The organism is Streptomyces sp. LaBMicrA B280, assembly GCF_049222185.1.
GTDB lineage: Bacteria > Actinomycetota > Actinomycetes > Streptomycetales > Streptomycetaceae > Streptomyces > Streptomyces murinus.
Map to the genome: position 1 here is coordinate 232,717 of NZ_JBMJCT010000058.1, position 11,731 is coordinate 244,447.

Genomic DNA, 11,731 nt, shown 5'->3' on the forward strand with positions numbered 1-11,731 from the left:
ACGTGCCGTCGGGCTCAGTCGGCCGGCTTGAGGTCGGTGATCTTCAGGGTGCGCAGGTCGGACTGGACATCGATCCGGGTGACCTGGGCGTGCGGGCCGTCGCTCCAGGTCAGCGTCACCTGGCTGGTGGCATGCCCGGCGCCCGAACCGGTGTACGCCACCTGCCAGCGCACCGGCACGTTCTGGGCGAAGAGGATGCCGTCGGCATGCTCCTTGGTCTCGTAGGCGGCGACCCGCTTCTGGGCGGCCGGGGACAGGTAGAAGGCGCGCAGGGCCTTGGCCTCGGCGCCCGCGGCCTTGTCGTCGGTGGCCCAGACGGCGTCGATGTAGGCGCCGTAGAAGTCGGCGACGTGCTGGGTGGCGTTGCGCGCGTCGCCCTGGGCGACGGCGGTGGTGCGCGCGGCGGCGGGTCGGGCGGTGGCGGGTCGGGCGAGCGCGGGTGTCACCGCGGCCAGGCTGAGGCCGGCGGCGAGGGCGAGGGCGGTGAACAGGGTCGTACGGCTGCGGACGGACATGGTGTCTCGTTCCCCCGGTTCGTGACGGACGGGCTGATCCCGGCCGCTGACGGCTGGTAAGACCACGTTTCGGCAAGGGTGGTTCCGGTGGTTTCCGGATGATTCCGGGCATGCGGCAAGGCGGAAAAGGTTGCGTCGGTTTCCGGTCTCGGAGCATGCCGATCCGGTCATGTATCCGGTTCTACCGTTCCTCCAGCAGCCGGGCGAGCCGGTCGAGGGCCATGCGGGTGCCCCGCTCGTTGTCCGCGCGCGGAACGGCGTCGGGCACGCCCTCGTGCAGGATCTCCACGTCCGTGCCGCCGTCGGCCGGGGTGAGCGTCGTCGTCATGGTCATGGGGGCACCGAGGGCGTCGTCGTCCGTCTCGAACGCCAGCACCTCCACGACCAGAGAGTCCGGGACGAGCCGGGCGAAGTGGCCGCGGTAGGTGTCGGTGCGCCCGCCCGACCTGCCGGTGCCGCCGCCCTCGGCGTAGGTGAGGGAGACCCGGAAGGCGCCGCCCTCCCGCGGCTCGAAGGTGTGCACCCGGGCGGTCATCCCGTCGGGGACCCGCCACCGCGCGACCGCGCCGGGGTCGGTCAGGGCCCGGTAGACGGCCGAGGGGTCCGTGCGCACATGACGGGTGACTCGGGTGGCGTACACGGGGGGCACGGTACCCGGGCCGAGGTCCCCGGGGGGCGATCCCCGGGGACGGGGGCGGCGCGGCGTCAGATGCTGTTGACGTGGAACAGGGCGGCACGCAGATCGCCCACCGCTCGCTCCATGTCGACCAGGGCGTGCAGGGACAGCACGATGTCGTCGGGGACGCCCATCAGACGGGCCGCCCGCAGGACCTGGGCGCGTTCGGCCTCCGCGTAGACGCCGTCCGCGCCGCACATCTGGATCGCGTGGTACACGAGGTGCGGAGCGGCTCGCCAGGTGTCCACGTCGGTACGGATGGCCGGCAGCAGATCCGTGAGCTCGGCCTCGCGGTGGTCGAACTCCCGGTACAGTTCGATGACTTCCTCCGGCGCGCCCATCCGCCGCTGGTGGTCGACCAGCCAGGCGAGCTCCGCCTCGCCGACCTCGCCGTCGGCGCCCGCGATCACCAGCAGGGCCTTGCCGTAGTTGAGGAAGGCTTCCCGCGGGGCGGCCGACAAGCCGTACAGGTCCTGGCACAGGTCACTCATCGGCACCATCGGCGTCGTGGTCACGTCGCATCCTTCCGATTCCGGCCGGCCCGTCCCGGACGACGCCCGGCTCCCGGAACCCGATCTTCCGCGCCCGGTCCGGCGTGTTGACGGGCCGGACCGGGCGGTTCACTCCAACCGGCGATCAGGGGCACACCCGTCCCCCACCCCCGGCACGGTCCCTACCGCACCCCGACCGCACCCCCTACAACTCCCTGCGGATCGCGCCGAGCAGGGACTCGGTCCGCGTCGCGGGCGGCGCCTGCGCGGCGAGGCGGTCCAGGGCCTCGCGGTACGGCTCGACGTGCTCGGGCTTGTCGAGGTGGGCGGCCCCGAGCAGGCCGTCCACGTAGACGATGTCGGGCAGTTCGCGGGCCCGGAACCGGAAGAGGTGGTAGGCGGCCACGGGCATCGCGGGGTGCGGGCCGTGCGCGAACGGCATGAGCTGCACGGTCACATGGGGCAGCCGGCCGATCTCGACCAGGTGGTCGATCTGCGCCCGCATCGCCCCGGGCCCACCGACGGTCCGGCGCAGCACGCTCTCGTCCAACACCAGCCACACCTGCGGGGGTTCGGCCCCGGCCAGCAGCCGCTGCCGCCGCATCCGCAGGGCGACCCGGCGTTCGGTGGCCTCCGCGGACGCGCCCGGGTGGGTGGCGCGGAGCAGGGCGCGGGCGTAGTCCTCGGTCTGCAACAGGCCGGGCACGCAACTGTTCCCGTAGCCGCGGATACGGTCGGCGGCCTGCTCCAGACCGAGGTGGGCGGCGCACCACTCGGGCATGACATCGCGGTAACCGTGCCACCAGCCCCGCTTGTTGGCCTCGCGCACGGAGCGCAGGAAGGTGTCGATCTCGTGCGGGTCGGTCATGCCGTAGACCTGGAGCAGTTTCTCGGCGTCCGGCAGGCGCAGCCGGGCCACCTTGGCGGCCTCCATGCGGCGGATCGTGGAGTGGCTGACCCCGATGGCGGCGCCCGCCTCCGCGTAGCCGAGCCCGGCCCGGATCCGTAGCCGCTCCAGCCGTCGCCCGAGGATCATGCGCAGCACACAAGGGGCGCCGCCCCAGTCGGTCTCCGTGGTCATCCGCACCCCCGAAAGCAGGCAGCAGGGTCGCCCTCGTACACCGTCGCGGCGGGCACGCCACGCCCGGTGTGCCCCGCGCGGGCAGCATGCACACGACTGACTGCCATTTTCAACTCGCAGGTTGCGGGCCGTTGTTGGCAGGTGGGAAAGTGGGGCGACTGCTCCGGCCGACCGAGGAGCAGGCGGCGTGGCCGGTCGGGGGACCGGGCCGCGGCACGGCCTCGTGCGGGGCGGTGTGCCGTCTGCTGCGCGCGGTCGGCCGACCACCCCCCACCCCTCACCACGCACGGCCGGACGCTCCCCACGCGAGGCCGGACGAAAGGCGCACGGCGATGGCTCCGCCCTTCCTCCCCCGACCGCTCCACCGCCCGCCCCCGGACGCGAGAACGGACCGGTCGTCTCGCGTGGACGGTCCGGGCCCGAGGCGAGGCGCGCTGTTCGAGAAGGCCGGCGGGCCGCCGGCCGAGGCACGAATCCCGACGTCGGACGCCTCCTTCGAACTGCCGGCCCACCCGTTGTCCGTCGGCGCCGCCCGCCGGGTCGTACGGGAACTGCTGACGGTGTGGGACGTGCCGGAGGGGGCACGGGACGATGTGGTCCTGGTGGTCTCCGAGCTGGTCACCAACGCCCTGGTGCACGCGGGCGGTACGCGGATCGGCTGCCGCCTGCACCGCACGGCCGAGCGGATACGGGTCGAGGTGGCGGACGAGATCACCGGGGAGGCGGGCCCCGCGCTCCCGGCGTCCCGCCGTCCCGGGCCCGAGGACCAGCACGGGCGCGGGCTGCTCCTGGTGGAGGCGCTGAGCCTCGGCTGGGGCGTCACCCTCCCCTCCGACCGGGCCACGCGGGTCGTCCGGGCGGAACTGCGGTCCGTCTGAAGCACCTTGCCCCACCCGGCTCTTCCGGTAGCGCCGCCGCTCGTCGAACCGCCGCTCTGGGCCAACCCCCACCAGTCCGAAGGATCCCCATGCACCACACCGCTCCCCTCCCCCTACCCCGGCCTCTCCCCCGGCCCCTCCCGGTCCTCGACCCCTCCTGGACCCGGGCCCGCCCGAAGCCCGGCTCCGAGGAACAGCCCGACTGACCCGCGCCCGCCCCTCTTGCCAGGGCCCGCTACGGCTACGCCCCCGACATCGCGCCCCGCGTCGGCCGGTCGGCGCGCGCGTGGGCGAGCCCGCCTGCCGCTCCAGGGCCGGGCGGCCCCACTCGGGGGCCGTCGGACAGCCGCCGAGGGTGCTGACGGTGGCGCGCAGGCGCCGGGCGTAGCCGTCCATCAGATCGGCGTCGGCCCGCAACCGGCCGATGTGGGCGAGGAGTTCATCGGCCTGCGCCGCGCTCGACCGGGCGGACTCGGTCACCATGGGTACTCCCAACTAGGCTGCGTGCGTACGGGACTTCAGCGCGCCAGCTCGGCGCCGCCGCCGCGATGCGCCATGAACTGCGGGCAGGCCAGCACGAACAGGGGCCGGGCCGCGTCGATGCCGAGCCGGCGCAGCTGTCCGGCGAGGGGTTCGGCGGCCGCGGTGTCGAGCCGCACCCGGACACCCGCGCCCGGATGCAAGCGGAGCCTGCCGTGGGCGCGGACCAGGGTGCGTACCGTGCCGGTGCCCCGGCGGCCGTACAGGGCCCGGTCGGCGTCGGGGCAGCGGACGCCCGGCCCGAGGCGGCCCTCGACCACGAGCCCGAGGTCCTCGGAGCGGGCCCGGATCTCCCGGCCCGTCAGGTCGGCCTCGGCGCGCATCCTGAGCACCGGCTGACCCCAGATCTCCCGGGCGACCACGCGGGCCGCCTCGGTGCTGACGGCGAGCGAGAGGACGTAGCGGCCGGTGCGGCGCAGGTCGACGCGGCGCAGCAGATCGGTGACGGCGTCGTACGGACGCGGCCGCCACAGGTCGTCCACCAGGACGGACAGGGCGATCTCGGTGTACGGGCCGATGGTGGTGCACCGGTGCTCGTGCAGGGAGAGCACGGCGAGGGCCCGGGGGCCGAGCAGGCTCGGGGTCAGCCAGTCCGCGTCCGGCAGCAGGCTCCGGGCGGCGGCCGGGTCGACGGGGAAGCAGAGGTGCGCGGCGGCGGAGTCGTAGTACCGCACCGGCACGTCGACCGGGCCCACCGTGGTGCGTACGGGGGCGGTGGCGAGGGTGAGGAAGGGGTGGCCGGCGGGCGGGTGGGCGTGGTCTTTCAGCCGGTACGCCTGGGTGCGTACGACGGGGCCGCGGTAGGGGGCCAGTGCCTCGTCCAGGTCCGCGCGGGCCACGGGGAGCAGGGTCCGCAGGTGCTCGATGTACTCGCGCAGGCGGTGGCAGAGGGGGAACTCGCGGGTGGGACCGGCGTATTCGACGTGATAGCGGGTGGTGTCGGCCGGGTCCGCGGGGGGCGCGGGTTCGGTGCGGTGGCCGTCGGGGGCGGCCACCAGGTCGTACTGGTTGGTGACGGTGGCGATCCAGGTGCGGGGGTCGGCGGGTTTGCGGTCGCCGGACGGGGAGCCCACGGCGATGGCGTGGGTGACGCGGTAGGCGCGGCAGAAGTCCTCGTCCTGGGCGAGATTGAGGACCGCGTTGCCGCCCTCGCTGTGGCCGATCAGGGCGAGTTCGGCACCCCGCGGAATGCCGTGCGCGGCCAGGGCGCGCACCAGGGAGCGGGTGTACGGGGAGTCCGTCGCGCGCAGGTCGCGCCAGGCGCCCAGGAGGTCCTGCGGGGCGTCGGCGCGGGGGCGGCCGGGGGCCGTGCCGGGGGCCTGGACGACGTAGCGGACGACGCCGTCGGGGCCGCGCACGTTCTGGACGAGGATCCGTCCGTCAGTGGACAGCGCCTCGATGTTGCGCAGGAAGCCGAGGAGGGAGCCCTCGGTGGCGATGATCCGGCGGCGCTGATCGGTGAGGTCGACGGCCTCGGCGCCGCCCTCGGGGGTGCCGCCGCCCTCGGGCCGTCCGTCCAGCAGGGCGCACACGGCGAGGAGTTCGGATATCAGCGGCGCGAGTCCGGACAGCGCGCGCTGGGCCGTGCGGTCCCGCAGCAGGGCGCGCAGGGCCCGTACGGCGTCCTCGTCGCGGTCGGCGGTGACGGCCCGGGTCAGCAGCCGCATGCCCGGGGCGCGGGACAGTTCGGGGTGGTCGGCGAGCACGGCGGCGATGCGCAGCCGCAGCGAGGTGAGGGCCACCAGCGCGGCCAGGTCCGCTCCGCCGCGTGCCCGGTCCGCGAGCCGGAGGGCGCGGGTGCTGCCGCCGAGGCCCGGTCTCGCGGTGCGGGCCCGCAGCAGGGCCCAGCATCCGGCGAGGCCGGTGCGGGGGTGGCGGCGGGTGGCGGCGGCCAGGTCCGGCGCGGACAGGGTGGTGGCGGTGCGTTCGGACACCGCGCGGATGCCCTCGGCGATCTCCAGCATGTCCCGCGCGCAGTCGCGCAGCACGTTCCCTGGGTCCGGACCGCCCGGCACGGGCCGCCCGGGTGCGGTGCCGTCCGCTCGCATCCGGCGCTCCCTCGGTTCGACGACGTACGACGGCTGCGGCCGCGTCGGCGCGACGCGACCCGCGTCCATCGTGTGCCAGCCCCACCGGCCCCGCACCTTTGTCCGGGGCCGGAACGGGGGCGGCGGGGCGCGGCCGAGCACCGGAGACGGGCCGTGAGGTGAGGATGCGGCGGGTCGGCGGCCGCTGGTGCCGGTCGCATATTCCCGAGGGGCGGGGGTCACTCGGGTGGCCTAGGGATGCCCGGGGTGGGGGCCCGCGCTCACCGCACGCTCGGTCTCGCCAGGCCGAGGTCGTAGGCGAAGATCACCGCTTGGACGCGGTCGCGGGCGCCCGTCTTGGCCAGGACGCGGCCGACATGCGTCTTGACCGTGGACTCGGAGAGGACGAGGCGGGTGGCGATCTCGCCGTTGGTCCAGCCTTTGCCGATGGCGACCAGGATCTCGCGTTCCCGCTCGGTGAGGCGGTCGACGCGGGGGTCGTCGGTGGGGGCGGAGCCGTAGCGGGCGAACTCGTCCAGGAGGCGGCGGGTGAGGGCGGGGGCGATCACCGCGTCGCCGCCCGCGACGGCGCGGATGCCGGCCAGCAGCTCGTCCGGGCGGGCGTCCTTGAGCAGGAAGCCGCTGGCCCCGGCGCGCAGGGCCGCGTGCACGTACTCGTCCAGGTCGAAGGTGGTCAGCACGAGGACGCGCGAGCGGGCCCCGGTGGCGACGATGCGCCGGGTGGCCTCGATGCCGTCCATGCCGGGCATCCGGATGTCCATCAGGACGACGTCCGGGCGCAGTTGGGCGGCCCGGCGGACGGCCTCCGCGCCGTGGGCCGCCTCGCCGACCACCTCGGTTCCGGGCACGGAGTCCAGCAGCATCCGGAAGCCGTACCGTTGCAGCGGCTGGTCGTCCACGATGAGTACGGTGGTCACGCCGCGCCCTCCCGCGGGCCGAGTTCGAGGGTGGCCGCCACGGCCCAGCCGCCGCCCGGGGCGGGGCCCGCGCTGAGCCTGCCGCCGTACAGCGCGACGCGCTCGCGCATGCCCGACAGGCCCTGGCCGTCGTGCCGTTGACTTACCCGTATGGTCCTTCCGGTGTCGCGGACCTGGATGGCGAGCCGGTCCTCGCCGACGTCGATCGCGAGGTCCACCCGGGTACCGGCGCCCGCGTGCTTCAGGGTGTTGGTCATGGCTTCCTGCACGATCCGGTAGACGGTCAACTGCACGCCCTCGTCCAGGGCTTCCGCTTTCCCCGCGGTCCGGTACACGACGTCGAGCCCGGCGGCGCGCACACCGCGGCAGAGGGCGTCGAGGTCGGCGAGTCCGGGCTGCGGGCTGAGTTCGGGTCCGGTGGGCGGCGCGTCGGTGTCGCGCAACACGCCGAGGACGCGCCGGAGTTCACCGAGTGCCTGGCGGCCGGTGTCACCGATGAGCCGGAGTGCCTCGGCGCCGCGTCCCCACTCGGCGGCGGTGGCACCGGCGGTGGCGCGCGCGCCCGCGTCGGCCAGGGTGATCACGACGGACAGATGGTGGCCGACGATGTCGTGCATCTCCCGTGCCACCCGGGCCCGTTCGGAGGCGGCGGCCAGTCTGCTGCGCTGGTCGCGCTCCGTCTCCAGACGGGCCGCCCGGTCCCGCAGCGCGGCCAGCTGGGCGCGGCGGATCCGGATCACCAGGCCCAGCGCGAGCGCCGCGGTCGCCGTGCTCGCCAGGAAGAACAGCGCGTCCGTGACGGACACGACGACCGACACCCGTACCGCGACCAGCGCCAGCGCGGCCGCCATCACCGCGCAGGCCCACGGCAGTTGGCGGGGCCTGCCATGCCGGGCGAGGCTGTACAGGGCGATGAAGAGGGCGACGTCCGCGTGCAGGGCGGCGCCGAGGGCCCACTGGAGGACGAACACGGCGGCGACGGCGGCGAAGGCCGTCGCGGGACGGCGTCTGCGCCACAGCAGCGGCAGTACCAGGCCCGCCTGCGCGGCGAGCATGGCCGCGAGCGGCAGCCGGGTGAACGCGAGCCGGAAGCGGCGCGGTCCGTCGGCGTCGACGACGCCGCCGTGCCGCAGATCGGGCAGGCAGAACAGCAGGAGGACGACGGCCACCAGGGCGGTGTCCAGCACCCAGGGCCGGGCCAGGTCGGCGCCCCGCAGCCACCGGCCGGCCCGGCCGAGCCGGGCGACCAGCGGCCCCATGGCGCCGAGTTCCTCCGTGACCGCCGCGGGGGCGGGGGCGGGGGACAGTGTGGTCATGGCGGGGTTCCCGGTCAGACGTCCCCCCGCCGCAACCGGTAGGCCGCCCCCGCCAGCGCCAGCACGGTCCAGCCGAGGAAGACCAGCAGCCCGGCGCCGGGGGCCAGCGAGGTGGCGTCGTGGGTGAGGGCGTACATCGCCTGGCCCGCGTTGCTCGGCAGATAGGGGCCGAGGTCGTCCTGCCAGGAGCTGGGCAGCAGCGAGGCGAGGCCGGGGACGAGCATGAAGGTGGCGACCAGCACGGAGATACCACCGGCCACCGAGCGCAGCAGCGCGCCGAGGGCCGTACCGATGACGCCGACCAGGCCGAGGTAGAGACCGGCGCCGAACAGGCCACGGACGACACCGGTGTGACCGATCGTCAGGGCGGCGGACGTGTCGGCGACGACGCGGCTGCCGATGAGGAAAGCGACGAACGCGCCGGCCGTGCCGACGACGAGGGCGACCAGCCCGTACACCGCCGCCTTGGACCACAGCACGGGCAGTCGGCGCGGTACCGCCGCCATGGTGGAGCGGATCATGCCGGTGGAGTACTCCCCCGCCGTGACCAGCACGCCCAGGACGCCGAGGGCGAGTTGGGCGAAGTTGGCGCCGAAGAGGGAGAGGCTGAGGGCCGTGGAGCGGGCGAAGTCCTTGTCCATGCGCGGTGAGCCGATCATGGACTGGTAGCGGTAGGAGGCGATGACGCCGAAGACGACGAGGAACAGCAGTCCCAGGCCGAGGGTGATCCAGGTGGAGCGCAGGGACCAGAGTTTGGCCCATTCGGAGGCCAGGACGCGGCGCCCGGTGACCCGGTAGGCGGGGCGGTCCGGCGCGGACCCGGTGTTCCCGGCGGCTGAGGTGGTCTCGGTCAGGGTGCTCATGCGGCGCTCCCGGTGCGGTCGGTGCCGGTGGTGGGGCCGATGGGGTCGGTGCCGGTGGTGCCGCCGTGGTACTCGACGGCGTCCCGGGTCAGGTCCATGAAGGCCGACTCCAGGGACACCGCCCTGGTGCTCAGTTCGAACAGGGGGATGCCGCTTGCGGCGGCCTTCAGCCCGATCTCCCGTGCGCTCACCCCGCTGACCTGGAGTTCCTCCGAGCCGACCCGGCCGGTGATCTCCACGCCGGGCCCGGCGAGCACCTCGCGCAGCCGTCCCGGGTCCTCGGTGGCGACCCGGACGGTGTCGCCGCCCGCCGCGCGCACCAGGTCCCGTACGGTCGTGTCGGCGAGCAGCCGCCCCCGGCCCACGACGATCAGATGGTCCGCGACCTGGGCGACCTCGCTCATCAGGTGGGAGGAGACGAAGACCGTGCGGCCCTCCGCCGCGAGCGAGGTGAGCAGGTTGCGGATCCACAGGACGCCCTCGGGGTCGAGGCCGTTGACCGGCTCGTCCAGCATCACCGTGCGGGGGTCGCCGAGCAGGGCCGCGGCGATGCCGAGCCGCTGGCCCATGCCGAGCGAGAAGGAACCGGCCCGCTTCCCGGCGACGCTGCCGAGCCCGGCGAGCCCGATCACCTCGTCGACGCGGCGGCGCGGGATGCCGTGGGTCAGCGCGAGCGCCCGCAGATGCTGGTAGGCCGAGCGGCCGGGGTGCACGGACCTGGCCTCCAGCAGGGCGCCGACCTCCTGGAGCGGGGCGCGGTGGCCGGCGTAGTGGCGGCCGCCCACGGTCACGGAGCCGCTCGTCGGGGCGTCGAGGCCGACGATCATGCGCATGGTGGTGGACTTCCCGGCGCCGTTCGGGCCCAGGAATCCGGTGACGGTGCCGGGCTCGACGACGAAGTCCAGTCCGTCGACCGCCGTCTTCTCGCCGTACCTCTTGGTCAGTCCTCGTGCCTCGATCATGCGGGCTCCCTCTGTCGCGGACCGCGGCGTCCGCCGCGCCCTCGGGGGCGGCGGCGTCCGTCACGTCTGACGTCTCATCCGCAACGCTAGGCGCCGAAACCCCGCAAACCCGTGGTACTGGGGGCTGAACGGGGCAGAAGGGGTGGTACCGGGGTACTACGCCCGGCCGCAGGGCCGGTGCGGGCCGCGGTGGTGGTGCCGGTGGCGGGCGCCGTCCGTGGCGGCGTCCGGAGATCGGAAGAGCGTCGTGGAGGGAAAAAGTGGGCGACCACCGTACGGCTGCCCACGTGCGCGGCGGCGGCCTCGTCGGCCCAGCGTTCCAGGACGAAGCCGCCCGCGTCGGCGAGCGGGCGCAGCAGCGGGGTGACGGCCGCGGCGAGCCGCCACAGGGCGAGGTAGAGGTGGTGCCGGCCGCGCAGATGGGCGCGTTCGTGCGCGAGCAGGGCGGCGCGCTCGTCGTCGCCCAGGCAGCGCAGCATGCCCCGGGAGACCACGATCCGGCCGGGCGCGCCGGGCAGCGCGAACGCCCGCGGCACCGCGTCGTCGAGGACGGCCAGTTCGGTGTCGCCGGGCAGCGCGGCGGCCTCCCGCCGGGTCCACCGCAGATGCCGGGTCCCGCGTACGGCGGCCACGGCGAGCGAGCCGGTCCCCGAGGCCAGGCCGAGCGCGCCGAGGATCGCGACGGCGAGGGAGACCGGGTCGGCGGCGCGCAGCGCGGCCACCGACCAGTGGCCCTGCTCGGCGACCTCGGGGATCTGCGCGAGCCCGGTGAAGGAGAGCAGTGCGAGCGAGCCGAGCCAGCCGAGGGCGGTGACCGCCGCGGCGCAGGCCAGGGAGCGGGCGGCGGCGCGGGGCGGCAGCCGGTGGGCGGCGCGCGGGGCGAGCACGGCGAGGACGACGGTCACCAGCAGCGGCACATAGACGGTGAAGGTCACCCGGTCACGGCTCCCCGGCCGGGCGGTCCTGGTCCGGCCCGGCCAGCAGCCGCTGGAGCACCTGCTCGTCCTCGGTGGAGAGTTCGGAGACGAACCGGGCGAGGACCGCCTCCCGGTCCGGGCCGCGGTCCAGCAGGGTCCGCATCCGGGCGGCGGTGTCGGACGCCTCGTCGCGCGCGGGGGCGTAGGCGTAGCCGCGGCCTTCCCGGCGCCGGACCAGCATGCCCTTGTCGTACAGGCGGGACAGGATGGTCAGCACGGTGGTGTAGGCCAGGTCGCCGGGCAGCCCGTCCAGGACCTGCCGGGCGGTCAGCGGCCGGTCGGCGGTCCAGAGGACGGCCAGCACACTGCCCTCCAGTTCGCCGCGTGCCCGTCGGCCGGACGGCTCACCCGCCGCCTCGCTCCCTCGCTCGCGCACTCCTGGTCCCTCCTCCCGCCCCCTGACGGCCTTTTGCCCGGCCTTGACGGTCCGGTGGACCACCCTACCCGGCTGCTCCTACATGTCGTAC

Annotated in this window: 12 protein-coding genes; 1 reads left to right on the top strand and 11 read right to left on the bottom strand. The window is 75.0% G+C overall.

Translation table 11 applies throughout. The annotated features are described in order from the left end of the window. Positions 1–14: 14 nt before the first annotated feature. The 4 genes from ACLF5H_RS32560 to ACLF5H_RS32575 form a co-directional block, all read right to left on the bottom strand. The gene (locus tag ACLF5H_RS32560) at positions 15–515 is read right to left on the bottom strand and encodes a hypothetical protein (RefSeq protein WP_421679606.1); all 501 of its coding nucleotides are present in this window, start codon (positions 513–515) and stop codon (positions 15–17) included. Between the two features lie 181 nt (positions 516–696). Continuing rightward, complete coding sequence (locus ACLF5H_RS32565) at positions 697–1,155, bottom strand: SRPBCC domain-containing protein (RefSeq protein WP_421679607.1); 459 nt, start codon at positions 1,153–1,155, stop codon at positions 697–699. A gap of 65 nt (positions 1,156–1,220) precedes the next feature. Next, positions 1,221–1,706, bottom strand: coding sequence for a TerB family tellurite resistance protein (locus tag ACLF5H_RS32570; protein WP_421679608.1), 486 nt, complete (start codon positions 1,704–1,706; stop codon positions 1,221–1,223). A gap of 181 nt (positions 1,707–1,887) precedes the next feature. After that, on the bottom strand, positions 1,888–2,763 hold the full coding sequence (locus ACLF5H_RS32575) for a helix-turn-helix domain-containing protein (protein WP_421679609.1): 876 nt from the start codon (positions 2,761–2,763) through the stop codon (positions 1,888–1,890). 404 nt (positions 2,764–3,167) lie between these two features. Between ACLF5H_RS32575 and ACLF5H_RS32580 the strand changes: the two genes are divergently transcribed. Further along, a complete protein-coding gene (locus ACLF5H_RS32580; RefSeq protein ID WP_421679610.1) occupies positions 3,168–3,641 on the top strand; it encodes an ATP-binding protein in 474 nt (157 codons plus the stop codon). Positions 3,642–4,159: 518 nt separating this feature from the next. On the opposite strand, the gene ACLF5H_RS32585 is transcribed toward ACLF5H_RS32580, so the two are convergent. The 7 genes from ACLF5H_RS32585 to ACLF5H_RS32615 form a co-directional block, all read right to left on the bottom strand. Further along, on the bottom strand, positions 4,160–6,229 hold the full coding sequence (locus tag ACLF5H_RS32585) for an acetoacetate decarboxylase family protein (RefSeq protein ID WP_421679611.1): 2,070 nt from the start codon (positions 6,227–6,229) through the stop codon (positions 4,160–4,162). A gap of 260 nt (positions 6,230–6,489) precedes the next feature. Then, complete coding sequence (locus ACLF5H_RS32590; protein ID WP_128793218.1) at positions 6,490–7,146, bottom strand: response regulator; 657 nt, start codon at positions 7,144–7,146, stop codon at positions 6,490–6,492. Then, positions 7,143–8,462, bottom strand: coding sequence for a sensor histidine kinase (locus ACLF5H_RS32595; protein ID WP_421679612.1), 1,320 nt, complete (start codon positions 8,460–8,462; stop codon positions 7,143–7,145). The genes ACLF5H_RS32590 and ACLF5H_RS32595 overlap by 4 nt, the downstream gene beginning before the upstream one ends. A 14-nt stretch (positions 8,463–8,476) precedes the next feature. Continuing rightward, positions 8,477–9,325 (bottom strand): ABC transporter permease, encoded by an 849-nt coding sequence (locus ACLF5H_RS32600; RefSeq protein ID WP_421679613.1) that lies wholly within the window; start codon positions 9,323–9,325, stop codon positions 8,477–8,479. Further along, positions 9,322–10,287: an ABC transporter ATP-binding protein gene (locus tag ACLF5H_RS32605; protein WP_421679614.1), complete on the bottom strand. Its 966-nt coding sequence runs from the start codon at positions 10,285–10,287 to the stop codon at positions 9,322–9,324. The genes ACLF5H_RS32600 and ACLF5H_RS32605 overlap by 4 nt, the downstream gene beginning before the upstream one ends. An 86-nt stretch (positions 10,288–10,373) precedes the next feature. Then, entirely contained in the window at positions 10,374–11,222 is an 849-nt protein-coding gene (locus tag ACLF5H_RS32610) for a M56 family metallopeptidase (RefSeq protein WP_421679615.1), read from the bottom strand. 4 nt (positions 11,223–11,226) lie between these two features. Next, positions 11,227–11,640, bottom strand: coding sequence for a BlaI/MecI/CopY family transcriptional regulator (locus ACLF5H_RS32615; RefSeq protein WP_421679616.1), 414 nt, complete (start codon positions 11,638–11,640; stop codon positions 11,227–11,229). Positions 11,641–11,731: the final 91 nt, after the last annotated feature.